Below are 25,166 nucleotides of genomic sequence, written 5' to 3' on the forward strand. Positions count from 1 at the left end.
CACGCAGGCGTTTTTCATGGCGGCGTGGGCCTCAAAGCTGAGGGGCCACCGGAGCCTTGAACAGCGCAGCAATCTTGCGCTTGGGCTTGATATTGCTGCTCACGCCCTTCACCGGGGCGGCAATCTGCCTTTCCCAGGCTGCGGGCTCGTGGGCTGCAGTCGAGACATAGGGCTTGTCAAAGAATGGATCGCTATTGGCCGAACGCTGAGCCATGCGCGAGGGACGATGGCTGTGACTGGAGGACGAAGGGGCACGGCTTTCGCTGCGCTCGTACTCGCCACGCTCACGACGAGGACGGAATTCCTCGCCCGAACGGCTTTGACGGGCCGGGCGGAAATCTTCCATAGGGCAGACTTCCACATCGATCTTCTTCTTGATGAGCTTCTCGATATCGCCCACATTGCGGCTGTCCGAATCGGTCACCAGGGTCACGGCCAAACCTGATGCGCCAGCGCGGCCGGTACGGCCGATGCGGTGCACATAGTCTTCGGCGTTGAACGGTACGTCGAAGTTGAACACGGCCGGCACATCCTTGATGTCCAGGCCACGCGCCGCCACATCGGTACACACCAACAGGTCCACTTCACCGGCCTTGAAGGCTTCCAGAGCCTTCAGGCGCTCGTCCTGGCTCTTGTCACCGTGCAGAGCCGTGGCACGCAGTCCGTCGCGCTCCAGCGCGCGCGTCAGGCGTGCACAGCCTAGCTTGCTGTTGGAGAAGATGAAGGCCTGGCGAATATTGCGCTGCTTGAGAATCGAGCGAATCGCATAGCGCTTGTCGTCGTCCGTCACCTTGTAAAAGCGCTGCTCCACCGTGGAAGCCGTTTCATTGGGACGGGCAACTTCAATGGTCACCGGATCCTGCAGATAGCTGCCGGCCAGGCGCTTGATCTCGGGCGAGAAGGTGGCCGAGAACAGCAGCGTGGTGCGACTCTTGGGCAAGAAGGACAGAATGCGCTGCAGATCGGGCAGAAAGCCGATGTCCAGCATGCGGTCGGCCTCATCCAGCACCACATATTCCACCTGGTTGAGCACCACGTTCTTGGCTTCGATATGGTCCAGCAGACGGCCTGGCGTTGCCACCAGCACTTCCACTCCGCGCTTGAGCTCGGCGGTCTGGGGCTTCATATCCATGCCGCCAAACACCACGGTGCTGCGCAGCTTGGTGTGCTTGGCATACAGAGCAATCTGCTGCGCCACCTGATCTGCCAGCTCACGCGTGGGCAACAGCACCAAAGCGCGTACAGGGTGGCGAGCAGGCGAGGCCGAGGCGTTTTCATGGCGCATCAGGCGCTGCAGCAGCGGCAGCGAGAACGCTGCCGTCTTGCCGGTGCCTGTCTGGGCAGCACCCATGACGTCCTTTCCGGTCAGTACGACCGGAATGGCTTGCGCCTGGATTGGGGTCATGGACTCATAGCCCATGTCGGCCACGGCGCGCGCCAGGGGCTCAGCCAAGTGAAGATTGGAGAAAGAGCTTGTCATTGAGGGCGTTATTGTCGCACCGAGTGCATTTTTCGCGCTTGCCTGCTGGAAAGCAGTGTTCTTTTACTGCACCACTGCATGGCGCTACAGAGGGGAAAACGTCAGATATATCCCGTGCAAACAGCCGGGATAACCCGAAGTCAACGCCATGGTGACACACAAAAAAGAAAGGCGTGTGAAGCATCACACGCCTTTTTTGCAGAACTTGAGAGGTTTAAAGCTGCTGCGCCGAGAAGGTATCGCAGGCCTTGACGCTGCCCGTCTTGTAGCCTTGGGTGAACCAGCGCACGCGTTGGGCACTCGACCCGTGGGTAAAACTGTCCGGGCGCACCGTGCCGGTGGCTTCGCGCTGCAGCTTGTCGTCGCCTATCTGCTGGGCTGCATTCACGGCCGACTCGATATCGCCCTGCTCCAGCCAGTTCTTGGCCTGCTGGGACTTGTTGGCCCAGATGCCGGCCAGGCAGTCGGCTTGCAACTCCAGGCGTACCGACATGGCATTTTGCTCGCGCTCGCTCACGCGGCCACGCATGGCATCCACCTTGCCTGAAATCCCCAGCAGGTTCTGCACGTGATGACCGACTTCATGGGCCACCACATAGGCACGGGCAAATTCACCCGGAGCACCTAGCTGGCGGCTCATGGTGTTGAAAAAATCCATGTCCAGATAGACCTTTTGATCACCCGGGCAGTAAAACGGCCCCATGGCCGACTGGCCCGTACCGCAGGCCGTGCGTGTAACGCCGGTAAACAGCACCAGCCTTGGCGGCTGGTACTGAGCGCCGCCCTGGGAGAACATCTGCGTCCACACATCTTCGGTCGACGCCAGCACGGTAGAGACGAACTTGGCCCCCTGGTCATTTCCCGCCGGGCGCTGGGCTGGAGCCTGCTGCACCTGAGGCGAGCCTCCACCGGAGAGCACGCCAATCGTGGTCAGCGGGTTGATGCCGAACACTCCCCAGCCAATCAGCGCCAGCACCACCGTACCAATGCCAATGCTGCGCCCGCCCAGGCCAAAGCCACCACCGCCGCCACCGCCCTCGCCACGGCGGTCTTCCACATTGTCCGACTCGCGGTTACCTTCCCATCGCATGGTGCTTACTCCTTGGTTTTGATGCCACAAGCGCTAAGTTGCAAGGCCGGCGGCATGTGTTGCCTTTCACCAGCCCTGAGCAAGCCTGGCATCCATGTTGTGTTGAATCTGAAGCCATTTTTCCGCCAGCCACCGTTATTGACAATTGGACCGGCTGCCATGCTTATCTGGTGACAGGACCGCCCACGGACCTGGCGCCACCGTCCGGACTGGAAACCAGGGTCATGGCCGGGCGTGCCGCAGCCGAAGGGGCTTGAGGCTGGTTGCGGGCCATCTGTTCTTCCACCACCTCCACCATGCTTAGCAGCAAATACGCCACCGCCAGCAAGCCGGCAACGGCCAGCACCAAGCTGAACCAAAAGCGGTAAGCCTTGCGCGGGGCCAGCCCCTGGTGGCGACTGGGCTCGTGGGCTGCAGCGCTGACATCGTCTTTCCACACCGGCTCGCTTTGAGCGCCACTGGAAGGCGCCTGAGTCCAGCTGGGTTCCTTGCGTTGTCCAGAGCGGGAGGGGAGACCGAGCATGAAGAAAATCCGTTGATGTAACGGCCGCTATTGTGCTCGCTGCAACTGCCTTGCGGCCGCGTCTTTGTCTGAGCCGCTTGTCGGCAAGCAGCGGTTGCAGCGGATTTTTGTAAGCAGTTACGACAATCGCGTCGGCTCAGGCGTTTGCGTTCGCGCTCAGCCTGTGTACAGTCACAGCCACAAGCGCTGCTTCAATAACGACGGATCCGCGCTTCGTGGCGTGCAACCTGATCTTGGTAACTCCTAAAAATATAGCTGACTACGGTTTATTCACTGGGGACTCACTGAGATTTCAATCATGACTCCGTCTCGACTGCAATTCGCTGGACCCGATCGCTGGCAACGCCTGGGCCTGCGCACCCAGCTGGCCCTGGTCTTTGGGTCGCTGGTGCTGCTGTTGGGCATTTTGATGTCTCTGGGATTTGCCGAATTGCTGCGCGTGCGCACCGAGCGCGAAGCCGGAGCCTCGCTGCACAGCGTGGCCACTAATGCGTCCCGCCTGCTGGCGGACGATCTGCACAGCAAGGCGCGTACCGTGCAGGTGCTGGTCAGCTCCACCTCGCTATGGGAAAAAGGCCTGGCCGCACCCGGCGTCACCGCCCTGCTGTCGCGCCTGCGTGCCGTACAGCCGCACAGCACTTGGATTGGCGTGGCAGACACCAAGGGCACCGTGCTCAGCGCCACCAATGATTTGCTGGTCGGTAGCGACGTCAGCAGCCGTCCCTGGTTCAAGAACGGGCTCAACAGCATCTATGTGGGCGATATGCATCCCGTCGTGCGGCTGGCCGATCTGCTGCCTCCGCTGCCCAATGGCGAACCCTACCGCGTCATGGATTTCTCCGCCCCCATTCAGCTGCGTGGCAAGACCATAGGCGTGCTGGGCATACAAAGCAGCTGGGCCTGGACCGGAGAAGCCGTGGAAATGCTGCTGCCAAGCAACGCTCAGGAGCAGCAGATCTCGCTGTTCATCTTTGACAAAAACGGGCAGATGATCTATGCCCCAGGCGGGCAGATCAAGCCCTTCATCGACGCAGGCCAGGAGCTGCCGTTTGCGCCGCGCATGGCTGAAGTGGATTCACAGCAGCTGCGTCCCAGCCCGCGCATCGTGCAATGGAAAGACGGCGGCAAGGAGTTTCTGACCACCATCGTGCCGCTGCAACCACGCAGCGCCGCCACCGACCTGGGCTGGTACATCGTGGCCCGCCAACCGCTGCAAACAGCTTACGCCCAGGCCCGTCAAGCCATGTATCAGGTGCTGGCCACCGGCCTGGTGGCCGCTGTGCTCGCCGCCGTCATGGCCTGGTGGGCCGCCAGACACCTGAGCCAGGACATCAAGCGCCTGGCCAGCGCAGCCCGCGCCATTCACGATGGCGATCAAGGCGCCGAAATCCCCCTGACCCACAGCAGCCGGGAAATCAGCCACCTCTCACGGATGCTGCACAGCAGCATTGCCAAACTCAAAGCCAGCCACAATGCCATGGAAGCGCAGGTGGCCGAGCGCACACTGCAGCTGCAAAAAGCCAATGCCGAACTGGAGTTGCTGGCACATAGCGACCCGCTCACCGGGCTGCTCAACCGCCGCGGCTTTGACGCACGCATGCTCTACGCCTTGGCTCTGGCCAAGCGCGGCAATCGGCCTTTATCCTTGCTGGCCATGGACATCGATCACTTCAAATCAGTCAACGATGTCTTTGGCCATGAGGTGGGCGATATGGTGCTGCAGTGCGTGGCCCAGGTCCTGAAATCGCGTTTGCGCGTCTCCGATGTGCTGGCCCGCATGGGCGGTGAAGAATTCATCGCCTTGCTGCCCGACACCTCTCTGGACACCGCCATGGAGCTGGCCGAAGAGCTGCGCACCCGAATGGAAAGCGCGCCCATGCCCCACGGCCAGCAGGTGACCTTGAGCATAGGCGTCAGCTGCCTGAGCGACACCGATATGGAGGCCAGCGGTCTGTTGCGCCGAAGCGACGAAGCCTTGTACAACGCCAAGGCTGCAGGCCGCAACAACGTCCAGCCCCTGCCCCCGCCACCACCCGTTTAAAAATCAATAGATGACAGTTGGCTGAAACCCGGGTTTAATAATACTCAATTCGAGCATTATTATTTTATATAACAACCGGATGGAGACCATGCAGCTCAGATCTGTGGATTTCGACCAACCCACCTCTTTTGTCGGCGGCCAGTGCAGCATAGGCCAGGCCTGGGCCAAAGTGCCTGCCGAGGCCAGCCTGCAGCAGCAGCGCGAAAGCGCCGAACGCATACGCCAGCTGCTGCGCGAACGCAATGCCGCGCTGGTGGCCCACTACTACGTGGACGGCGCCTTGCAGGATCTGGCCCGCGAAACCGGCGGCTGCGTGGGCGACTCGCTGGAGATGGCCCGCTTCGGCTCCGAGCATGCCGCGACCACGCTGATCGTGGCCGGAGTGCGTTTCATGGGCGAGACCGCCAAGATTCTGAGCCCCGAGAAAACCGTGCTCATGCCCGATGCCGACGCTACCTGCTCGCTGGATCTGGGTTGCCCGGCCGAGGAATTCAGCCGCTTTTGCGACGCTCACCCGGACCGCACCGTAGTCGTCTATGCCAATACCAGCGCCGCCGTCAAAGCACGGGCCGACTGGGTGGTCACCTCGTCCGTGGGGCAAGACATCGTGGCCGCCCTGCATGCGCGCGGCGAGAAAATCCTCTGGGCGCCCGATCGCCATCTGGGCAGCCATATCCAGCGCCAGACCGGAGCCGACATGCTGCTGTGGCAGGGCTCGTGCATTGTTCACGACGAATTCAAGGCCGACGAGCTGCAGGCCCTGGCCGATGCGCATCCTGAAGCCGCCATCCTGGTCCACCCCGAATCCCCGGCCTCCGTGGCGGCGCTGGCCGATGTGGTCGGCTCCACCACGCAATTGATCGCCGCCGTAGGCCGCCTGCCGACGCAGACGTTTATTGTCGCCACCGATCAAGGCATCTTGCACGATATGCGCAAGCGCCACCCGGACAAGACCTTCCTGGCCGCGCCCACGGCAGGCAGCGGCGCCAGTTGCAAAAGCTGCGCCTTCTGCCCCTGGATGGCCATGAACAGCCTGGCCGGTGTGGAGCAGACTCTGCTGCACGGCCATGGAGCCATCGAGCTCGATGCCACGCTGGCCCGTGCCGCCCGCAAACCCATAGAGCGCATGCTGCAGTTTGCTGCTGCCCAGCGCCAGCCGGTGCGCGCCAGCGGCGCGCTGGAAAAAGACGGTGCCCTGTTCCAGCACTTCGGTCCGGCCTGAGGAGGCGTCCATGAACTCCAAGCTCCCCATGACCGATGTGCTGATCATCGGTGCCGGGCTGGCTGGCATGAGCGCCGCCCTGTCCCTGCCCCCGCAGCTGCGCGTCACCTTGTTGAGCAAGAGCCGCTTTGAGGAATGCGCCAGCGCCTGGGCCCAGGGCGGCATTGCGGCCGTGCTCGATGCTGGCGACAGCGTGGCCGAACATGTGCAGGACACGCTGATTGCCGGTGCCGGCTTGTGCGATGAGGCCGCAGTGCGCCAGATTCTGGAGCAAGCCCCTGCTGCCATGGCCTGGCTGCAAAGCCACGGCGTACCCTTTAGCTGCAACGCCGACGGATCACTGCACCTGACCCGTGAAGGCGGCCACGGCCAGCGCCGCATTGCCCATGCGGCAGATCGCACCGGTCACGCCGTGCATACGGCCCTGCTGCAGGCTTGCCAAAGCCGCAGCAATCTCACGCTGCTGGAGAACACGACGGCCCTGGCCCTGCTGCAAGATGCATCCGACGCTTGCACCGGCGCCTGGCTACGCATGGCCGATGGCTCCGAGCAGCAGCTGCAGGCCCGCCACACCATTCTGGCCACCGGCGGCATGGGCCAGATCTATCCCTACACCACCAACCCGGGCACGGCGACCGGCGACGGTCTGGCCATGGCCTGGCGCGCGGGCTGCCGCCTGCAGGATCTGGAATTCATGCAGTTTCACCCCACGGCGCTGCAGATCGACGGCAAGGCCGCCGGTCTGGTCTCCGAAGCGCTGCGCGGCGAAGGAGCGCTGCTGAAGCTGCCCAATGGCGAGCGCTTCATGCTGCGCCATGACGAGCGCGCCGAACTGGCCCCGCGCGATATCGTGGCCCGCGCCATCTGGGCCGAGATGGCCGAGCATGGTCTGGCCTATGTGCATCTGGACATCAGCCACCAGAGCCGCAGCTGGCTGGAGCAGCATTTCCCCGGCGTGATGGCTCTGTGTGCCGCCCATGGCATAGACATCGCCAGCCAGCCCATTCCCGTGGCGCCCTGCGCTCATTACGCCTGCGGCGGCATCCAGGCCGGCGTGAACGGGCAAACCGAGGTGCCGCAGCTTTATGCCATTGGCGAAGTGGCCCGCACCGGCCTGCATGGTGCCAATCGGCTGGCCAGCAACTCCTTGCTGGAATGCGTGGTGATGGGGCGTGCGGCGGCGCAGCACATCGCCGGCCAGCCTCTGGATTCATCATATGAATTGCATAGCAACTACCGCAATCCTGACAAGGGCTTCAGCGGTAAACGCAGCCCAAATATCGAACAAGAGCTGCGACAGCTCATGCTCACCCATGTGGGCATTGTGCGCAGCAACCAGGGCTTGTCCCGAGCCGCCGAGCAACTGGCGCTGTGGCGCGCCCAGCTGCAAGACATCGATGCTGCGCTGCGCAATCAGCTCGATGTCTGCACGCTGATGGTCCATGCCGCCCTGCAGCGCCAGCAAAGCGTGGGAGCACACTGCAACACCGACTATCCGGCCCGCGAAATGCTGGCTGCCTGAAATGACCGAAGTTTGAACGCCGGAAAAGCAAAAAGCCCGCTGCAGATGCAGCGGGCTTTTTTGTGAAGCAGCAGGTAGCTCAGGCCTTGGGCAAGGTCACGCCATGCTGGCCCTGGTACTTACCGTTACGGTCCTTGTAGCTGGTCTCGCACTGCTCGTCGCCCTGGAAGAACAGCACCTGGGCGCAGCCTTCACCGGCATAGATTTTGGCCGGCAGCGGCGTGGTGTTGGAGAACTCCAGCGTCACATAGCCTTCCCACTCGGGTTCGAAGGGCGTCACGTTGACGATGATGCCGCAGCGGGCATAGGTGCTCTTGCCCAGGCACACGGTCAGCACATCGCGCGGAATGCGGAAGTACTCCACCGTGCGGGCCAACGCAAAGCTGTTGGGCGGAATGATGCAGTAGTCGCCCTCGAAATCGACAAAGCTTTTTTCGTCGAAATTCTTGGGGTCGACCACGGTGCTGTGAATATTGGTGAACACTTTGAATTCACGCGCGCAGCGAATGTCGTAGCCGTAGCTTGAGGTGCCGTAGCTGATGACCTTCTTGCCGTCGACCTGACGCACCTGACCGGGCTCATAGGGCTCGATCATGCCGTGCTGTTCCGCCATATGACGGATCCATTTGTCGCTCTTGATGCTCATTGGGAATCCTGTTTCGCTCGATTGTTGATAGCGCCATCCGGCTATACAACCAGCGCAAGACTCCTATTTTGCTTGAGAAACAATGGTTTGCTCAATCAGGCGGTCATCTCCCAAGATGATCATGGCAAACAGCAGCTCGTCCAGATCGCGCGCCTGGCCGGTCTTGCGTTCCATCAGCGGCGTGCAGGCCGGGTTGATGACGACAAAGTCCGCTTCGCAGCCGGGCTGCAGATTGCCGACCACGCCGGTCAGACCCAGGGCCCGCGCCGCGCCCGCCGTGTGCTGCCACCACAGGTTTTGCGGCGACAGACTCTGGCCCTGCTTGGTATGGCTTTCGCGGCCCACCACATAGGCGGCCTGCATGGTGCGAAACGGCGAAAAGCTCATGCCGCCACCCACATCGCTGGCCAGGCCGTAAAGCATCTGGGCTTCGTCGGCCTTGAGGTAGTCGAAGAAGCCGCTGGCCAGAAACAGATTGCTGGTCGGGCTCACCGCCGCCGCCGAGCGCGTGCTGCGCATGAGCTCGCGATCGGTTTCATCCAGCCAGATGCTGTGGGCATAGACCGCACGCTCGCGCATCAGGCCAAAGTTCTCATAGACCGCCAGATAGCTGCGCGCCTGCGGGAACAATTGCTTGACCCAGGCAATCTCGTCCAGGTTCTCGGCCACATGGGACTGGATCCACACATCGCTGTACTTGGCCGCCAGCTCGCCGGCGCCGCGCAGCTGGGCATCGGTGCTGGTGGGCGCAAAACGCGGGGTGATGGCATAGCCCAGACGATCCACGCCATGCCAGCGCTGGATCAGCGTCTCGGTGTCGATCAGGCTTTGTTCGGTATCGTCGCGCACGCCGTCGGGGCTGTTGCGGTCTTGCATGACCTTGCCGGCAATCATGCGCATCTGACGCTTTTGCGCAGCCGTCATGATGGCGTCCACCGAGGTCGGATGCGAGGTGGCAAAAGCCAGGGCCGTGGTCACGCCATTGCGCTGCAACTCGTCCATGAAGAAGTCGGCCACGCTGTCGGCGTACTCGCGGTCGTGAAAGCGCGACTCATGGGGAAAAGTGTAATTTTCCAGCCAGGGCAGCAGGCCGGCGGCCGGTGCGCCAATCACATCGGTTTGCGGATAGTGGATATGCAAGTCCACAAAACCCGGCGCCAGCAGGCGTCCCGGCAGGTGGATGACTTCCACGCCTTCGCGGTCGATGTACTGCGCCGCCAGCGACTGCCAGCTACCTGCAGCCACCACGCGCTGCACGCCACGCTCATCGGGCGCGACGGCCAGCAAGGCGTCAGAGTCATAAACAGCTTGGCCGTCATCGGCAAAGCGCAGCAGAGCACTACGGTAGATCTTCATAAGGTACAAGCTTAAGCCGCTGCGGCCTGCAGCGGCACACGCCCATGCTTATAAGCCCTATACGGATTGTTCAAAAATGTGCTGCAGCAAGCCTTGTGAAATTGCTATGCAATTGAAAGCGGCATGCGTACATCTTTGAATGACTTCAGACATCAAACCTTTTGAAATCGTTCAAAGCATTGCGCCAGCAGCTAGCCCCGTCATAGCGGCAACGCCGGCCTCGCTTATAAGATCCAGGTTTTGAATAACAACAAGGAGACGGGTATGCCCATGTTTATCGACAACTCCCCGCCCGGCGAATGCATTTTCTGCAAGCTGGTCAAGGGCGAGATTCCTTCGGCCAAAGTCTATGAAGACGAGCTGACGATTGCCTTCATGGACATAGGCCAGGCCAGCCTGGGCCATGTGCTGGTGGCCAGCAAGCGCCATGCTGTGGATCTGCTGGAGCTGACACCCGAGGAAGCCGCTGCTGTGATGCAGACCGCCCAGCGCGTTGCGGCGGCGGCGGCCAAAGCGTTTGCGCCCGATGGCATCAACCTCTTCCAGGCCAATGGCGCACCGGCAGGCCAGACCGTATTCCACTTTCACCTGCATGTGCTGCCGCGTTTTGCGGGCGACGGCCTGTCCGTGACCTGGAAGCGCGAGGAACCCGGCCCTGCCGTGCTGGCCGAGCTGGCGCAAAAGCTCCAACTGGCCATGCAGTAAATTGCACCGCTAGCAAAAAAAGAGCTGCCAGCGCTTATTGCTAAAGCGCTGGCAGCTCTTTTTATTTAAGCCCGGTTCAGTGAGACTCTGCGGTCTTGATGAGATCCGCCACCTGGGCCGGCGTCACATCACCCTTCTGACGACCCCAGCGCACCCGCATGTAATTGACCAGATCGGCCATGTCCTGATCGGACAGCTGCTGGGCAAAGCCCGGCATGGCCTGCATGCGCTCGCCGTGGGCCAGATCGCGCTCAGTCAGGCCTTCGCGAATCACCCGCACCAGATTGAGCGGCGTGGGAAACATGGCCGTGGTGTTGGTGTCGAGGCGCAGCGAGGAATGCGGCTGCCCCTGACCATCCACCCCGTGGCAGCCCGCGCACAGGCCCAGATACACCCGCTGGCCATTGGCCGAAACCTGGGTCTGAGGCGCTACGTCCTGCAAAGGCTCAAGCTTGGCGGCTACGGCAGGCACCGCAGCAGCTGTACCGGCCTTGTCGCCCCGCATCAGATAGGCAGCCATGGCCTTGAGCTCGGCCTCGTCCATCTGCGAGCTGGAATGCTCGAGCACGGGGAACATGCCCATGGTCATCACGCCCTGGGGCGAAAGACCGGTGCGCATGAATTGCAGCAGATCGCCCTCGTTCCAGCCGCGCTGGACCATGGCTTCGGGTCGCAGATCGGGGGCGTAAGCGCCTTCGATCACGTTGCCGGCCAGGGACTGCTTCAAGTCCATGGCAAAGCTGGCGGTACGCGGCGTATGGCATTCGCCGCAATGGCCCAGGGTATTGACCAGATAGCGGCCGCGCTCTATCAAGAGATCGGCGTCATTGGCCGCAGCAGGTGCCGCCTTGGGGGCGGACTGGCTGGCCGGACGCTCCAGCGCATTCCACAAGGCCACGGCCGGGCGGATGCTGAAGGGAAAGTGCATCTCGGCCGCACGGTTGGGCACTTCCACCGCCGGCTGCTGCTGCAGCCAGACCCACAGCGCATCCACGTCGGCACGTGTGATGTCGTGGTAGCTGGCATAAGGCATGGCCGGATACAGATTCTTACGCCCCGGAGCCATGCCGCGCGCCACGGCGCGGTATAGATCGTCGGCCGACCAGTTGCCTATGCCGTGCTCCTTGGAGGGCGAGATATTCGTGCCATACAGCGTGCCCATGGGCGTAACCATGGCCATGCCGCCGGCCAGCTCGGCACCCGTGGTGGGCGAGCTGTGGCAGGCAGCGCAGTCGGCCGCGCGAAACACCTGCAGGCCGCGTTCGGACAGCTGCTGCTTGTGCTCGGGGCTGAGCTGGCTCAAGTCCACGCTGGCGGGCGGCACGCTGCCGCTGGAACTGCCGGCGATATACATGGCGCCTAGCAGCAGTACGCCGGCTGCGGCCACAGCCGCGGCGATTCGGGTCAACTTGCGCTTATCCATGCTGGCTGACCTCTCGCGTGCGCTGGCCGGTGGTCAAACCGGGCGTGGCCAAAATCAGATCGCGCACGGCGTGGTAGTAGCGCACATAGCCGGTGCAGCGGCAGATATGCGGGTCCAGCGCTGCCTGCACCGCCTCTTCCACCTCGTTGGCGGGCACGGGCTTGGCACGCAGTTTTTCCATCAGCACCGTGGCCGAGTTGACAAAGCCCGGCGTGCAATAGCCGCACTGAAAGGAAAAATGCTCCAGAAATGCTTTTTGCACCGCCGAAGCCGTGATCTGGCCCTTGTCATCGGTAGCCGCCGCGCCTTCGATGGTGCGTATGCTTTTGCCGTTGAGCCAGCTGACGCCGGTCACGCAGGCAGGCACGGTGTGCGAGCCCTTGCCGGGTTCGTCCACGATGATGGTGCAAGCCCGGCACACGCCCTGGCCGCAGCCCAGGCGCGTGCCCGTTAGGCCCTGATACTCCTGCAGAAACTCGATCATCATCAAGTCCTGGGGCAGATCATGCGGGCCGGTCTTTTGGCCGTTGATGGTGGCGTAAAACTCAATACGTTGCTGCATCACAATGCCTTCTTGATTCGCTGCGCAGTCAGCGGCAATTGATAAAAACGCTTGCCTGTGGCGTGGGCCACGGCATTGGCGCAGGCGGCAACGACGGGGATCATCACGACCTCGGCCATGCCCTTGGGTGGGTCGGTGCGGGAGATGGGCGCCAGCACATGGCCTTCGGCCTTCCACACCGCCACTTCGCTGCCGCGCGGCAGGTGGTAGCGGTTGAAGCTCCACTGTCCGTTGCCCGGACCGGTAGGTCCCAGAGGCAGCTCTTCATACAGGGCATGGCCTATGCCCATGGCCACGCCGCCCTGCAACTGGCCGGAAACCAGCTCGGGCACGATTTGCGCGCCGCAGTCCAGCCAGGTTTTGTGACCCAGCAGGCTGACCTTGCCGGTGCCGCTGGATACCGCCAGCTCCACCAGGGTGGCGCAGGGTGCGTAATACACCGCGCCTGCCGCCAGGCGGTGCACCGGCGGGTAGCTGACCTTGACGCGGGGCTGAAAGGCATAGCCGCCGCTGTCCATGGCGGCTTTCTTGGCTGCGTCTGCACCCTCGCCCCAGCGCACGGACAGGGCATCGATCTCGGCAGCAAAGCGCTTGCCGTCCAGCTCGAACTCGGCACTGGCCCAGGAGCGGCGGTTGAAGGTGTGCACGCACACGCCGGTGACCAGACCCAGGGCATGGGCGCGCTCGGCCAGTCGTTCAAAACTCAGCGGCGGCATGGCGCCGGCCACCAGCTTTCCGTCCACCCACTCGGCCTGATCCAGCGTGACGGGCATGGCCTGCAAAGGGCCGCCAAAAGGATTGCCCCAGATCGACAGTGCTGCAGGCCACAGCCCGTGGGCCAGCAGCAATTTGGCCGCCTGGCGTGTGGTGTGGGTGAAGTAGTAAGCCGAGTTGGAAGCCGACTGGGGCGAGGTGAAGCTGGGCACCCAGTACGGGTCTTGCGACTGGCGGTCTTCATCGGCCTGCGGCGTGGAGTTGGGCTTGTCCTCGGTATGCACCGGCATCTGCGGCCACTTTTGCGCAGCAAACTCCACCTCGTCTATGGGACGACCCAGAAAAGGCTGGGCCGCCAGCATCTGCGCCGTGGTGGTGCCGGTGCCGATTTCGGCCGTGATGTGCTTCATCTTGAGCTTGCCGTCCGGCGACAGCTCGATCAGCGCCAGCGCAGCTTCGCCCGCCGTGCCAAAGCTTTTCTGCACCGCAGCAAAGCCCACGCCATACAGCATGCCGGGGCTGGCGGCCTCGTACTCGGCCTTGCGCTTGGCGCGCTGGGTCCAGACGCTGTCCTTGGCCGCCAGCTCTAGAATCTCGCCGATGCGCAAATGCCCGGCGGGCACGGAGCCCTGGGTATTGCGCAAGCCGGTGCGCAGCATGTTCTTCTGGCGCAGCGCAATCGCATCCATCTGCAGCTGCTCGGCGATTTCATCGACCAGCATTTCCGTGGGCGCCATAGATTGCAAAGTGCCATAGCCGCGCACCGAGCCGGCCGTGACTTCGGCGCTGGGATAGACCGCCACCGACAGATCGCTCTTGGGAAAGTAATACACCGACTGCGAGGAAGCCACGCCCAGCGTGCCCACCGAGGGGCTGAAGTTCATGGTGCCGCCGCCGTCGCCGCGCATATCGACCGTGAACGCCTGGAACTGGCCCTGGTCATCCACGGCAATTGAGGTCTTGAGGTCGAAGGGATGGCGCTTGAGCGCGAACTGGAACTGCTGCCAGCGATCCAGCGCCAGGCGCACGGGCCGTCCCTGGGCATACAAGGCCGCCAGAGCCACGTAGTAGGGAAAGGAGTGGTGCTCTTTTTGCCCGTAGCCCACGGTGTAGGCGCTCAGATAGTCCATCTCATGGAGGGCAAAGCGGCTGGCCTTGACCATGCTCACCACATGCGCGGCCGTGGCATGGGGCGCCTGCGTGGCGCCCACCATGTGCATCACGCCCTTGGCGCCGTCATACCAGGCCAGACCGTTTTCGGGCTCCAGCGCCGCAGGTTCGGTGGACTGGCTTTGATAGTCGCGCGAGAACACCTTGAGGCCTTCGGGCGGCTGCTGCATCAGCTGCTGAATCTCCCCCGCGTACTGCATGGCCTTGCCATGCTTGGGATCATCCACCCCTGGCCACTGCACCTCGGGACCGGTCAGCGCCGGACGCACGATGCCGTGCGTGAGCGGAGCGTACAGATCGGCCTCGTCATGGCTTTCGGCGCCCATGCGCACATAGCGGGCCGCCACATAGGGCTTGCGCTGTGGCGGCGTGGCTGCCGCGCCGTACTGGAAGATGCTGTCGTTGAAGCGCAGCCGGCGCACGGCCTCGCGGTATCGCTCGTAGTCATGCCAAATGCCCAGCGCCACCGGCTGGCCCAGCATGGGCGAGACCTGGCCTTTGGGCAAAAAGTAATTACCGTAGAAGACCGGCTCGGGCATGAGCACGCCATCGGCCTGCACGCGCTGCGCATCCACCAGCACATCGGGAGCGAACTCCTGACCCAGCACCGACAGATCCAGCCCTGCAAAAATGCGGTCGGCGCGCGGAATCATGATCAGCAGCGCATAGGACTGCTGGGCCGGCCAGCCCGGCATGTCCTTGGCACGCAAGTCCACGGCAAACAGCTTTTGCCCCGTGACCTTGGCCATGCCGTCGCGGCGGTAGCGCAGACGGCCGTCGGCCATCCAGCCCGCATCCTGTGCGCTGGCAGGCTCCACCATCTGGGCCAGCGCCTGCTCCAGGGGGCGCACACCGGCCATCACGCCCAGAGCGGCCGTGGCTTTCAAAAAGCTGCGCCGGCTCAAATCCGATTTGGGCACATTCATTCTCCAGTTAACAGAGCTCCTGATGGCGGCTGCGCACGGCAGCGCCCATCAGGCGGTCTTGATTTCATTCATTGCGGTCAGGCAGGTTGCAGGCGCAAAGCCATGCCATGCCAACGGCCATGGGCTCGGCCATGCGCTGCGCCGTGATCGGCTGCGCCTGGCACGCCCAAGCTCAGGTTTGTTGCGTTAAACCAAATCGATTTGGTGCAACTGTCAAAAAAATCTGCCGTAAAGCAGATCGCATTGATGACAGGCAAACCCAAACCGATTTGGGAGAAGTAAAGTATACAAAAACTTGGCTTACGCAGGCTGCCGTCTGTTTTTACCCGCACGGCTGCATTTCAGAGGAATTCCATGGCTGACTCGCCAACCCCACGCATCACCATTTCCGACGTGGCCAGACAAGCCGGTGTTTCGCGCACCACGGTGTCCCACGCGCTCAATGGTCGCGGTCAGGTCGATCCAGCCACGCGCTTGAAGGTGGAGGAAGCGGCGCGCGCCCTGGGCTACCGCCCCAACCGCCATGCCCAGCGCCTGCGCACCGGGGGCGCGAACATGATTGCGCTGATGTCGTCCATGCCGGCCACCGTCTCGGGCGGGCCCTCGCGCCTGGGCTTTTTCATGGAAGTGGCGGCTGTCGCCGCCTCTTCGGCGCTGGAGCGCGGCCTGGCCATGGTGCTGGTGCCGCCGCTCAAATCCGGTCAGACCCCGCTGAGCAGTCTGGACATTGACGGCGCGCTGGTCATCGAGCCCCAGGCCGGCGATCCGCTGCTGGCCGAGCTGCTGGCCCAAGGCCTGCCCGTGGTCTCGATAGGCCGGCCCGGCGGCGATGAGGTGGATGTGCCTTATGTGGACTTGCTGTCCGGCCCGGCCACCCAGGTGCTGCTGACCCATATGCAAGCGGCAGGTGCCAAGCGGATTGCGCTGGTGGTGGGATCATCGCGCCGCACCTCCTACGCCCAGGCCGAGCAGGCCTACGCCGCCATGGCCGAAGGCTATGGCATGCCGCCCGTGGTGCTGCGCATGGACGAAGCCCTGGGCGAGAGCGGCGGCTACGCAGCGGCGCAGCAACTGCTAGCCGAGCATCCGCAGCTCGATGCTCTGCTGGTCATGGTGGACACTTTTGCCGTGGGCGCCGCCCGTTATGTGCAGGAGGCCGGTCTGCGCATCCCCGAAGACTTGATCCTGGCCACGCGCTACGACGGTCTGCGTGCCCGCAGCTGCGAGCCGCCACTGACGGCACTGGATCTGCATCTGGAAGAGGTGGCCCAGCAAGCAGTCGATCTGCTGTTCGAGCATTTGCGCGGCGATACCAGCCGCCGCATGACCAGCAGCCCCCTGCCCGCTCTGGCCATCCGCCGCTCCACCCAGCGCCATCAGCGCTGAAGAGTGGCATGTCAGATACGTAATATCAAAAAAATAGCATCAAGCGCATATATTTATTGCGCTTGACGCCATTTTTACTGGTATTTTAGCGGCGATGCGCTCAGGCTGCAGCGCCAAACTTTGCAAACACCGCATCCAGCTGGGCAATCCAGCCGGCTTTTTGCGCATCGCTGGCAAAGCTGGCTTCCAGGCTGTTGCGCGCCAGCTGGTAGGCCTGGTCCGCGCCCATGCCGGTGGCGGCAAACAGCTGGGTGTAGTTCTCGTTCACATAGCCGCCGAAGTAGGCCGGATCGTCCGAGTTGATCATGACCTTGAGTCCGGCCTCCAGCAGACGCGGCAGGTTGTGATCGGCCAGATCGTCCACCACACAGAGCTTGAGGTTGGACAGCGGACACACCGTCAGCGGCACCTGCTCGCGCACCAGGCGCTGCATCAGCAGCTCGTCCTTCTCGGACTGCACGCCGTGGTCTATGCGTGCCACCTTCAAGGTGTCGAGCGCGCCCCAGATATAGGCCGGCGGCCCTTCCTCGCCCGCATGGGCCACCAGATGCAGGCCCAGCTCCTTGCAGCGCGCAAACACGCGGGCAAACTTCTCGGGCGGGTTGCCCACTTCGCTGCTATCCAGGCCCACGCCTATGAAGCGGTCGCGCAGCGGCAGCGCCTCCTCCAGCGTGGCCAAAGCGTCTTCCTCGCTCAGATGGCGCAGAAAGCTCAGGATCAGCGTGGCCGAGATGCCTTGCGAGATCTGCGCATCGCGGCAGGCGCGGTACAGACCGTTGATCACGGTCTCCATGCCCACGCCGCGGGCGGTATGGGTCTGGGGATCGAAGAAGATCTCGGTATGCACCACGTTGTCGGCGGCGGCGCGGTTCAGATAGGCGCGCGCCATGTCGTAGAAATCCTGCTCGTACAGCAGCACGCTGGCGCCGGCGTAGTAGATATCCAGAAAGCTCTGCAGATCGGTGAAAGCGTAGGCGGCGCGCAAGGCCTCCACGCTGTCATAGGGCAGCTCGACCTGGTTGCGCTGGGCCAGGGCGAAAATCAGCTCGGGCTCCAGCGAGCCTTCGATGTGCATATGCAGCTCGGCCTTGGGCATGGCGCGCAGCAGCTCGGGCAGGCGCGAGGCCGCTATCTGTGGGATGGTATGGTTCATCAGCAAACTCCAAAAGTGATGGCTTGCGATTTCAAAAAGCGGCGATAGGCAGCGGACATGCGGTCGGCGGACGAGTGCATTTCGGCACGCGGGTCCAGCGGCAAGGCCTTGGGCAGCTGCGACTCCAGCACCGGCTGGTCCTGCACGAAAATCGTGTGCTGGAAGGTCTGCAACTGCTCGTCGCTGGATTCAAAGTCTGCCACGGCCAGGCGAAACCAGACACGGCTGCTTTCCGCGGTGACAGGGCAGATGAACAGGCCGATCGATTCGCGCCAGCCCTGTTTGGAGCTGCCTTCTTCGGGAATCTTGGTCAGCAGCGCGGTATAGGGCGCCGTCACCTCATAGGTGTATTCGACCTCGGCCGCCTGGGTGGAGTGCAGATTGGACTGGGGCTGCACGGCCTTGCAGCCCGTGGCCAGCACACCGCTTGCCGCAGTTTCCACCTTGTAGCTGGCCATGGCCGTGGCATCGCGGCTGCCCAGCCAGCCTTCGTGCACAAAGCCGAAGTGGGACATGTCCAGGAAGTTCTCTATGATGCGCGGCGCGCTGGCGGCCACGTCATACGGGCCGCAGTTGAGCTTGCGCAGATGCGCGTCCGCCTCGGCGACAAACACGGGCAGCTGGCTGTCGGAAGCATCCAGTCGCACCCAGACCAGGCCGTAGGCTTCCTGCACCTCAAAGGATTTCACGCATTGCGAGGGCGGCGGCACGAAGTCGGGCACCGCAGGCACCTTGACGCACTGGCCGCCGCTGCTGAACTGCCAGCCGTGATAAGGGCATTCCAGACTGCCGTTCTCCACCCGCCCCATGGACAGGCGCGCACCCCGGTGAGGACAGCGGTCATTGAAAGCCTGAACCAGGCCTTCGGCATTGCGCCACAGCACCAGGGCCTGATCCAGCAGTTGCACAGGCAGCGGTGCAGTCACCACTTCAGGGGATTGGGCCACGGGGTGCCACAGAGTACGTTCAGTCATGGGGATATTCTTGATTTCAATAAAAAAGGCCGCCCGGCGGCGGCCTTCACAGCTCGACGGGGCGATTACTTCGAATTGCCGCCGGGAACCTTGCCTTCCACGCCCTTGACGTAGAAGTTGATGCCTTTCAGGAAACCGTCGTCAGCCACCTTGTCGGCTGCGACCACTTCCTTGCCGTCCTGACCCAGGATGGGGCCCTTCCAGATGCTGAATGTACCGTCCTTCAGACCCTTTTTGACTTCCTCAACTTTGGCCTTGGCCTCGGCCGGCACGTCGTCCGCCAGGGAAACCAGGTCGATCACGCCTTCCTTGACGCCCCACCAGGTCTGGCGGCTGGTCCACTTGCCTTCCAGCGCATTGCGGGTGGTGTCGATGTAGTAAGGCGCCCAGTTGATGATGGACGAGCCCAGGTGGGCCTTGGGGCCGTAGGCGGTCATGTCCGAATCCCAGCCGAAGGCGCGCTTGCCTTTTTCCTCGGCCGTCTTGAGCACGGCGGGCGAGTCGGTGTTCTGGAACAGAATGTCGGCGCCGCCGTTGATCAAGCTGGTCGCGGCTTCGGTTTCCTTGGGTGGGCTGAACCATTCATTGACCCAGACCACCTTGGTCGAGATCTTGGGGTTCACGCTCTGTGCGCCCAGCGTGAAGCTGTTGATGTTGCGGATCACTTCGGGAATCGGCACCGAACCCACCACGCCCAGGGTGTTGGTCTTGGTCATGGAGCCTGCGACGATGCCGGCCAGATAAGCACCTTCGTAAGTGCGGCTGTCATAGGTGCTGACGGTAGGCGCCACCTTGTAGCCCGTGGCGTGTTCCCACTTCACATCGGCAAATTCCGGGGCCAGCTTCTGGATCACGTCCATGTAGCCAAAGGTGGTGCCGAACACCAGCTTGTTGCCTTGCGTGGCCATGTCGCGCAGCACGCGCTCGGCATCGGCGCCTTCGGGCACGCTTTCCACATAGCTGGTCTTGATCTTGTCGCCGAATTCCTTCTCCAGCGCCTTGCGGGCCTGATCGTGCGCATAGGACCAGCCGCCATCACCCACAGGGCCCACATAGGCAAAACCGATCTTGAGCGGCTCGGCAGCAGCGGCTGCAGGTGCGGGGGCAGGAGCAGCAGCCGGTGCCGGTGCTTCTTCCTTCTTGCCACAGCCGATGAGGGCGGCGGCCGTCACGGCCGACAGTGCAGCCACCTTGATCAGGGAGCGCTTGTGGAAGTCAGTCATTGAGGTTTCCTTGATGAATCGTTGGGAAATAAAACCGGGGGCAGCCGGCAATGCGGTTTGCAGCCCTTCTGTCTCGCAGCCATGGCACTGGAAACTGCCCTGCGAATATATGCATAAATCGGGCCAATGTTTCCAAGGGTTTCGGGAAAACGACAGATGTAAGTCCCTGGGTGAGTCTAAGCCGGTGAAACTGCAATAAAAAAAGGCCCCTAGGGGCCTTGGGAGAAAACGTGTTGCCACGTTTTCTCTGTTCGGTGCGCTTACTTGGCGCCGGGCACCGAACCTTCGATACCGTTCACGTAAAAGTTGATGCCGCGCAGAAAGCCGTCATCGGCCACCTTGCCGCTCTCCAGCACTTCCTTGCCGGCATTGTTCTTGATGGGACCGGTCCACACGGCAAAGCTGCCGTCCTTCAAGCCGGCCTTGGCCTTTTCAACCTTGTCCTTGATTTCCTGGGGCACGTCATCAGCGATCTTGACCAGATCCATCGCACCTTCCTTCACGCCCCACCAGAAGTTGCCGGTCTGCCACTTGCCAGCCAGCGTGTCTTCCACCACCTTGGTGTAGTAAGGCGTCCAGTTGATCACGGCCGAACCCAGGTGGGCCTTGGGCGCGAAGGCGCTCATGTCGCCGTCCTTGCCAAAGGCGCGCACGCCACGCTCTTCGGCCGTCTTCAGAACGGCGGGCGAGTTGGTGTTCTGGTACATCACGTCCACACCGCCGTTGATCAGGCTGGTGGCGGCTTCGGATTCCTTGGGAGGAGCAAACCATTCGTTCACCCACACCACCTTGGCCTTGATCGAAGGATCCACGCTTTGCGCGCCCAGCACAAAGCTGTTGATGTTGCGCACCACTTCAGGGATTGGCACCGAAGCGACCACGCCCACGGTCTTGGTCTTGGTCATGGCACCGGCCACGATGCCGGCCAGGTAAGCGCCTTCAAAGGTCTTGCTGTCGTACACGGCTACGTTGTCGCCCGTCTTGTAGCCGGTGGCGTGTTCGAACTTCACGTCCTTCAGATCGGCAGCCGTCTTCTGCACAAACTCCTGGTAGCCAAAGCTGGTGGCAAAGACCAGCTTGTTGCCCTGGCCTGCCATGTCGCGCATCACGCGCTCGGCATCGGCGCTCTCGGGCACGCTCTCCACCATGGAGGTCTCGATCTTGTCGCCGAACTTTTCCTGAATCGCCTTGCGTGCCAGCTCGTGCTGGAAGGTCCAGCCGCCATCACCGATGGGGCTGACATACATGAAACCGATCTTGAGCTTGTCTGCCGCAGGGGCAGCGGCAGGCGCCGCAGCGGGAGCTGCAGCAGGCGCTTCGTCCTTCTTGCCGCAGGCCGTCAGGGCTGCCAGCGAGACGGCCGACAGGCCAATCATCTTGATCAGGGCACGCTTGGTGGTCATTAGGAGGTCCTCACACGTCGTTATTGGAATGGAACAGGGCTAGGCGCCCGGATAGAAAGGCTTGCCCAAAGAGGCCGGCATGTTCGCACGAATCCAGGTGGGATTGCGTGAGATCAGCACCAGCACCACGATGGTCGCCAGATACGGCAGCATGGACAGCACCTGGCTGGGCATTTGCACGCCCGTGGCCTGCAGGTGGAACTGCAGCATGGTCACGCCGCCGAACAGGTAAGCGCCCAGCAGCACGCGGGCGGGGCGCCAGGTGGCAAAGGTCGTCAGCGCCAGCGCAATCCAGCCACGGCCGGAGACCATGCCTTCCACCCACAGCGGCGTATAGACCACCGAGATGAAAGCACCCGCCAGGCCACACATGGCACCGCCAAACATCACGGCCATCAGGCGGATGCGGCGCACGGGGTAGCCCAGGGCATGGGCCGAAGAAGGCGACTCGCCCACTGCGCGCAAGACCAGGCCGGCGCGCGTGCGGTACAGAAACCAGACCATGACGGCGGCCAGCGCAATCGTGGCGTAGACCAGAGGGTGTAGCGTGAACAGCGCCGGACCGACCACGGGCAGATCGGCCAGACCGGGAATGGAGTACTTGGGCAGCTCGGGCAGCTTGGCCTGCACATAGCCCAGGCCCACAAAAGCCGAAAAGCCTGCACCGAACAGCGACAGCGCCAGACCCGTGGCGTACTGGTTGGTATTGAGCCAGATGACCAAAACACCGAAGATGGCCGCCAGCAAAGCACCGGCCAGCATGCCGGCACCAAAGCCCACCCAGGTATTGCCTGTGTGCACCGTGACGGCAAAGCCCGCAATCGCGGCGCACAGCATCATGCCCTCGGCGCCAAGGTTGACGATGCCGGACTTTTCATTGATCAGCAGCCCCAGCGCGGCCAGCGCCAAAACCGTACCTGCGCTCAGCGTGGAGCCCAAAAGCAGTGCATAGGATTCCATCTTCAGGCGCCCTTCACAGCAGATACAGCCGCACCGATCTTCTGCCCCACCCTGCGGATGCGGTAGACCACCAGCGTGTCGCATGCCAGCAGCGTGAACAGCAGCAAGCCCTGGAACACGCCGGTCAGCGCCTTGGGCAGGCCCAGACGCGACTGCGCCAGCTCACCACCGATATAAAACATGCTCATGAGAATGGCCGAGAAAATCATGCCTACCGGGTGCAGGCGACCGACAAAGGCCACGATGATGGCCGCAAAACCGTAGCCCGCGGGCACATAAGGCGTGAGCTGGCCCAGGGGGCCGGCCACTTCCAGAGCGCCGGCAAGACCGGCTGCGCCACCGGAGATCAGCAAGGCCATCCACAGCGCCTTGCGCGAGGAAAAGCCTGCATAGCGCGCAGCAGCCGGTGCCAGACCGCCCACCTGCAGCGCAAAGCCGGCACGGGTGCGGAACAGGAAAATCCAGAGCAGGGCCGAGCCTGCCAGCGCGATGATGACGCCGATATTCATGCGCATGCCCTGCACCAGCTTGGGGATCTGCGTGACACGCTCAAAAGTCTTGGACTGCGGGAAGTTGTAGCCCATGGGGTCCTTCCAGGGACCGTAGACCAAGTAGCCCAGCGTCAGCGTCGCCACATAGACCAGCATCAGACTGACCAGAATCTCATTGGCATTGAAGCGGTCGCGCAACAAGGCCACAATGCCCGCCCAGGCCATGCCGCCGAGGACACCTGCTATCAAGATGGCAGGAACAATCCAGGGGCCGGTGGTCTTGTCCGCCAGCAAGGCCATGCCGCCGGCGGCCACCGCGCCGATCACGAACTGACCTTCGGCACCGATATTCCAGACATTGGAGCGAAAACACACGGCCAGCCCCAGTGCGATCAGCAGCAGCGGCGTGGCCTTCATGGCCAGCTCGCCCAGCGCATAGCCGGATTTGATGGGTTCCCAAAAGAAGGCCTGCAAGCCTTTGACCGGGTCCTTGCCCAGCAAGATGAACAGGCCCACACCGATCAGCACGGTGATCAGCAGCGCGAGTATGGGCGAGCCATAGGTCCAGAACCTGGAAACCTGGGGGCGTTGTTCCAGCTTAAACATGGGTGCCTCCCTTGGCGGTGGACGGGGCGGCAGCGCCCTCCCACAGACCACTCATCCATTCGCCAATTTGCTGCACCGTGGCGTCCGCCCGCGCCACCGATGGGCTCAGCCGGCCCTTGGCCACCACATGCAGGCGGTCACAGATTTCAAACAATTCGTCCAACTCCTCGCTGAGCACCAGCACCGCACAGCCTGCGTCACGCAGTGCCAGAATCTCGCCCCGGATCTGCGCCGCAGCGCCCACATCCACCCCCCAGGTAGGCTGGGAGATGATGAGCAGCCTGGGCTTGGCGTCGATCTCGCGGCCCACGATGAATTTCTGCAGATTGCCGCCGGACAGAGACTGTGCAGCAGCGTCCGGGCCACCGGCCTTGACGTTGAAGCGGCGAATGATGTCCGCCGCCTGTTCCTTGAGCTGACCCAGGCGAATCCAGCCGCCCTTGCCCAGCGAAGTCTTGCGGGTCAGCAGCAGGTTGTGCGCCAGACCCATGCTGGGCACGGCACCGCGCCCCAACCGCTCTTCGGGCACAAAATGCAGGCCCAGCGTACGGCGACGGCTAGGCCCCATGCGGCCCACGCCCTTGCCCAGAACCTGCACCATCTCGGGGCTAGAGCGGGTGTCCTCTCCCGAAAGCGCGTACATCAGCTCTTTTTGGCCGTTGCCGGACACGCCGGCAATGCCTATGACTTCGCCGGAGCGCACCTGCAGCGCGATCTCCTGCAGATCCACGCCAAACGGGTCCTGGCTCTTGAGCGACAGACCTTGCACCCGCAACACCGCCTCGCCCACCTGGGCCTCGCGGTGCTTGAGTTCCGGCGGCTCCGAGCCAATCATCATGCGCGACAGCGATGCATTGGTCTCCTGGGCCGGATTGCACTCGCCGGTGACCACACCGCCGCGCAGCACCGTGCAGGCCGTGCACAGCGAGCGGATCTCATGCAGCTTGTGGCTGATGTAGAGAATGGAGCAGCCTTCGGACGCCAGACGGCGCAGCACCACAAACAGCTTTTCCACCGCCTGGGGCGTGAGCACCGAGGTGGGCTCGTCCAGAATCAGCACGCGCGGATTGGTCAGCAGGGCGCGAATGATTTCCACGCGCTGCATCTCGCCCACGGACAGGGTGTGCACGGGGCGATGGGGGTCGACTTCCAGCCCGTAGTCACGGGCCGTGGCTTCTATGCGCTTGATCACCTTGAGCAGGGGAATGCTTTTATCCAGGCCCAGCCAGACGTTCTCGGCCACGGTCAGCGTGTCGAACAAGCTGAAGTGCTGGAACACCATGGCAATGCCGTATTGACGGGCTTCTTGCGGATTGCGGATCTGGACGGGCTTGCCGTCCACAAAAATGCGGCCCTCGTCGGGCTTGACCGCTCCGTAGATGATTTTCATCAGCGTGGACTTGCCAGCGCCGTTCTCACCCAGGATGGCGTGCACCTCGCCGGGGCGCACTTTCAACGATACCCCATTATTGGCAACCACAGCCGGGTATCGCTTGGTAATACCTTCCAGCTGCAGGCGTGCAGGCGCCTCCGCTGAAGAGGAGTTTGTTTGGGGGGGATTCATCGCTGGATTGTCTCTCAATTTAAATA

21 protein-coding genes are annotated in these 25,166 nt (G+C 62.7%); 6 read left to right on the forward strand and 15 right to left on the reverse strand.

The window, feature by feature from the left end:
* Positions 1-31: 31 nt before the first annotated feature.
* The 3 genes from EAO39_RS18090 to EAO39_RS18100 form a co-directional block, all read right to left on the reverse strand.
* Positions 32-1,480 (reverse strand): DEAD/DEAH box helicase, encoded by a 1,449-nt coding sequence (locus tag EAO39_RS18090; protein ID WP_120970294.1) that lies wholly within the window; start codon positions 1,478-1,480, stop codon positions 32-34.
* A gap of 214 nt (positions 1,481-1,694) precedes the next feature.
* The gene (locus EAO39_RS18095) at positions 1,695-2,570 is read right to left on the reverse strand and encodes a neutral zinc metallopeptidase (protein WP_120970295.1); all 876 of its coding nucleotides are present in this window, start codon (positions 2,568-2,570) and stop codon (positions 1,695-1,697) included.
* A 163-nt stretch (positions 2,571-2,733) separates the two neighbouring features.
* Positions 2,734-3,093, reverse strand: a complete 360-nt coding sequence (locus tag EAO39_RS18100) for a hypothetical protein (RefSeq protein ID WP_120970296.1) — start codon at positions 3,091-3,093, stop codon at positions 2,734-2,736.
* A gap of 298 nt (positions 3,094-3,391) precedes the next feature.
* Here EAO39_RS18100 and EAO39_RS18105 point away from each other — a divergent pair, with 298 nt between their 5' ends.
* The 3 genes from EAO39_RS18105 (at position 3,392) to nadB (ending at position 7,878) form a co-directional block, all read left to right on the forward strand.
* Complete coding sequence (locus tag EAO39_RS18105) at positions 3,392-5,134, forward strand: sensor domain-containing diguanylate cyclase (RefSeq protein WP_120970297.1); 1,743 nt, start codon at positions 3,392-3,394, stop codon at positions 5,132-5,134.
* Between the two features lie 88 nt (positions 5,135-5,222).
* Positions 5,223-6,356 (forward strand): quinolinate synthase NadA, encoded by a 1,134-nt coding sequence (nadA, locus tag EAO39_RS18110; RefSeq protein WP_120971243.1) that lies wholly within the window; start codon positions 5,223-5,225, stop codon positions 6,354-6,356.
* A gap of 10 nt (positions 6,357-6,366) precedes the next feature.
* Complete coding sequence (nadB, locus tag EAO39_RS18115; protein ID WP_162989609.1) at positions 6,367-7,878, forward strand: L-aspartate oxidase; 1,512 nt, start codon at positions 6,367-6,369, stop codon at positions 7,876-7,878.
* 79 nt (positions 7,879-7,957) lie between these two features.
* Here nadB and dcd read toward each other — a convergent pair whose 3' ends face one another.
* Together dcd and guaD are read right to left on the reverse strand one after the other, a co-directional pair.
* Positions 7,958-8,524 carry a dCTP deaminase gene (gene dcd, locus EAO39_RS18120; protein WP_120970298.1) on the reverse strand — a complete coding sequence of 189 codons (567 nt, stop codon included), beginning with the start codon at positions 8,522-8,524 and terminating at the stop codon, positions 7,958-7,960.
* Between the two features lie 63 nt (positions 8,525-8,587).
* Positions 8,588-9,880, reverse strand: a complete 1,293-nt coding sequence (guaD, locus tag EAO39_RS18125; RefSeq protein ID WP_120970299.1) for a guanine deaminase — start codon at positions 9,878-9,880, stop codon at positions 8,588-8,590.
* A 264-nt stretch (positions 9,881-10,144) separates the two neighbouring features.
* Here guaD and EAO39_RS18130 point away from each other — a divergent pair, with 264 nt between their 5' ends.
* Positions 10,145-10,585 carry an HIT family protein gene (locus tag EAO39_RS18130; protein ID WP_120970301.1) on the forward strand — a complete coding sequence of 147 codons (441 nt, stop codon included), beginning with the start codon at positions 10,145-10,147 and terminating at the stop codon, positions 10,583-10,585.
* 76 nt (positions 10,586-10,661) lie between these two features.
* Here the strand turns inward: EAO39_RS18130 and EAO39_RS18135 are convergent, their stop codons facing one another.
* Genes EAO39_RS18135 through EAO39_RS18145 form a run of 3 tightly spaced genes read right to left on the reverse strand, consistent with a single transcriptional unit; the run spans position 10,662 to position 15,380 of the window.
* Positions 10,662-12,008, reverse strand: coding sequence for a cytochrome c (locus EAO39_RS18135; RefSeq protein ID WP_120970303.1), 1,347 nt, complete (start codon positions 12,006-12,008; stop codon positions 10,662-10,664).
* Positions 12,001-12,570, reverse strand: a complete 570-nt coding sequence (locus tag EAO39_RS18140; RefSeq protein ID WP_120970305.1) for a 2Fe-2S iron-sulfur cluster-binding protein — start codon at positions 12,568-12,570, stop codon at positions 12,001-12,003. The genes EAO39_RS18135 and EAO39_RS18140 overlap by 8 nt, the downstream gene beginning before the upstream one ends.
* Positions 12,570-15,380: a molybdopterin cofactor-binding domain-containing protein gene (locus EAO39_RS18145; RefSeq protein ID WP_120970307.1), complete on the reverse strand. Its 2,811-nt coding sequence runs from the start codon at positions 15,378-15,380 to the stop codon at positions 12,570-12,572. Before EAO39_RS18145 ends, EAO39_RS18140 begins: the two co-directional genes overlap by 1 nt.
* A gap of 107 nt (positions 15,381-15,487) precedes the next feature.
* Between EAO39_RS18145 and EAO39_RS22730 the strand changes: the two genes are divergently transcribed.
* Positions 15,488-15,742, forward strand: a complete 255-nt coding sequence (locus EAO39_RS22730) for a hypothetical protein (RefSeq protein ID WP_162989610.1) — start codon at positions 15,488-15,490, stop codon at positions 15,740-15,742.
* Complete coding sequence (locus EAO39_RS18150) at positions 15,735-16,766, forward strand: LacI family DNA-binding transcriptional regulator (RefSeq protein WP_120970309.1); 1,032 nt, start codon at positions 15,735-15,737, stop codon at positions 16,764-16,766. The genes EAO39_RS22730 and EAO39_RS18150 overlap by 8 nt, the downstream gene beginning before the upstream one ends.
* A gap of 100 nt (positions 16,767-16,866) precedes the next feature.
* On the opposite strand, the gene EAO39_RS18155 is transcribed toward EAO39_RS18150, so the two are convergent.
* From EAO39_RS18155 to EAO39_RS18185, 7 genes are all read right to left on the reverse strand, one after another.
* The gene (locus EAO39_RS18155; protein WP_120970311.1) at positions 16,867-17,919 is read right to left on the reverse strand and encodes an adenosine deaminase; all 1,053 of its coding nucleotides are present in this window, start codon (positions 17,917-17,919) and stop codon (positions 16,867-16,869) included.
* Positions 17,919-18,893, reverse strand: a complete 975-nt coding sequence (locus EAO39_RS18160; RefSeq protein ID WP_120970313.1) for an aromatic ring-hydroxylating dioxygenase subunit alpha — start codon at positions 18,891-18,893, stop codon at positions 17,919-17,921. Before EAO39_RS18160 ends, EAO39_RS18155 begins: the two co-directional genes overlap by 1 nt.
* A gap of 65 nt (positions 18,894-18,958) precedes the next feature.
* A complete protein-coding gene (locus EAO39_RS18165; protein WP_120970315.1) occupies positions 18,959-20,116 on the reverse strand; it encodes a BMP family ABC transporter substrate-binding protein in 1,158 nt (385 codons plus the stop codon).
* Between the two features lie 260 nt (positions 20,117-20,376).
* The gene (locus EAO39_RS18170; protein WP_120970317.1) at positions 20,377-21,519 is read right to left on the reverse strand and encodes a BMP family ABC transporter substrate-binding protein; all 1,143 of its coding nucleotides are present in this window, start codon (positions 21,517-21,519) and stop codon (positions 20,377-20,379) included.
* Positions 21,520-21,558: 39 nt separating this feature from the next.
* A complete protein-coding gene (locus tag EAO39_RS18175) occupies positions 21,559-22,479 on the reverse strand; it encodes an ABC transporter permease (RefSeq protein ID WP_120970319.1) in 921 nt (306 codons plus the stop codon).
* Between the two features lie 2 nt (positions 22,480-22,481).
* Complete coding sequence (locus EAO39_RS18180; protein WP_120970321.1) at positions 22,482-23,576, reverse strand: ABC transporter permease; 1,095 nt, start codon at positions 23,574-23,576, stop codon at positions 22,482-22,484.
* Positions 23,569-25,140, reverse strand: a complete 1,572-nt coding sequence (locus tag EAO39_RS18185; protein WP_120970323.1) for an ABC transporter ATP-binding protein — start codon at positions 25,138-25,140, stop codon at positions 23,569-23,571. The genes EAO39_RS18180 and EAO39_RS18185 overlap by 8 nt, the downstream gene beginning before the upstream one ends.
* Positions 25,141-25,166 lie beyond the last annotated feature (26 nt).

The sequence above is a fragment of the Comamonas sp. lk genome (assembly GCF_900564145.1).
Lineage (GTDB): Bacteria > Pseudomonadota > Gammaproteobacteria > Burkholderiales > Burkholderiaceae_C > Comamonas.

Coding starts and splice junctions, on each gene's coding strand:
- EAO39_RS18090 (WP_120970294.1), bottom strand. CDS start 1,480: ATGACAAGCTCTTTCTCCAATCTTCACTTGGCTGAGCCCCTGGCGCGC.
- EAO39_RS18095 (WP_120970295.1), bottom strand. CDS start 2,570: ATGCGATGGGAAGGTAACCGCGAGTCGGACAATGTGGAAGACCGCCGT.
- EAO39_RS18100 (WP_120970296.1), bottom strand. CDS start 3,093: ATGCTCGGTCTCCCCTCCCGCTCTGGACAACGCAAGGAACCCAGCTGG.
- EAO39_RS18105 (WP_120970297.1), top strand. CDS start 3,392: ATGACTCCGTCTCGACTGCAATTCGCTGGACCCGATCGCTGGCAACGC.
- nadA (WP_120971243.1), top strand. CDS start 5,223: ATGCAGCTCAGATCTGTGGATTTCGACCAACCCACCTCTTTTGTCGGC.
- nadB (WP_162989609.1), top strand. CDS start 6,367: ATGAACTCCAAGCTCCCCATGACCGATGTGCTGATCATCGGTGCCGGG.
- dcd (WP_120970298.1), bottom strand. CDS start 8,524: ATGAGCATCAAGAGCGACAAATGGATCCGTCATATGGCGGAACAGCAC.
- guaD (WP_120970299.1), bottom strand. CDS start 9,880: ATGAAGATCTACCGTAGTGCTCTGCTGCGCTTTGCCGATGACGGCCAA.
- EAO39_RS18130 (WP_120970301.1), top strand. CDS start 10,145: ATGCCCATGTTTATCGACAACTCCCCGCCCGGCGAATGCATTTTCTGC.
- EAO39_RS18135 (WP_120970303.1), bottom strand. CDS start 12,008: ATGGATAAGCGCAAGTTGACCCGAATCGCCGCGGCTGTGGCCGCAGCC.
- EAO39_RS18140 (WP_120970305.1), bottom strand. CDS start 12,570: ATGCAGCAACGTATTGAGTTTTACGCCACCATCAACGGCCAAAAGACC.
- EAO39_RS18145 (WP_120970307.1), bottom strand. CDS start 15,380: ATGAATGTGCCCAAATCGGATTTGAGCCGGCGCAGCTTTTTGAAAGCC.
- EAO39_RS22730 (WP_162989610.1), top strand. CDS start 15,488: ATGCCAACGGCCATGGGCTCGGCCATGCGCTGCGCCGTGATCGGCTGC.
- EAO39_RS18150 (WP_120970309.1), top strand. CDS start 15,735: ATGGCTGACTCGCCAACCCCACGCATCACCATTTCCGACGTGGCCAGA.
- EAO39_RS18155 (WP_120970311.1), bottom strand. CDS start 17,919: ATGAACCATACCATCCCACAGATAGCGGCCTCGCGCCTGCCCGAGCTG.
- EAO39_RS18160 (WP_120970313.1), bottom strand. CDS start 18,893: ATGACTGAACGTACTCTGTGGCACCCCGTGGCCCAATCCCCTGAAGTG.
- EAO39_RS18165 (WP_120970315.1), bottom strand. CDS start 20,116: ATGACTGACTTCCACAAGCGCTCCCTGATCAAGGTGGCTGCACTGTCG.
- EAO39_RS18170 (WP_120970317.1), bottom strand. CDS start 21,519: ATGACCACCAAGCGTGCCCTGATCAAGATGATTGGCCTGTCGGCCGTC.
- EAO39_RS18175 (WP_120970319.1), bottom strand. CDS start 22,479: ATGGAATCCTATGCACTGCTTTTGGGCTCCACGCTGAGCGCAGGTACG.
- EAO39_RS18180 (WP_120970321.1), bottom strand. CDS start 23,576: ATGTTTAAGCTGGAACAACGCCCCCAGGTTTCCAGGTTCTGGACCTAT.
- EAO39_RS18185 (WP_120970323.1), bottom strand. CDS start 25,140: ATGAATCCCCCCCAAACAAACTCCTCTTCAGCGGAGGCGCCTGCACGC.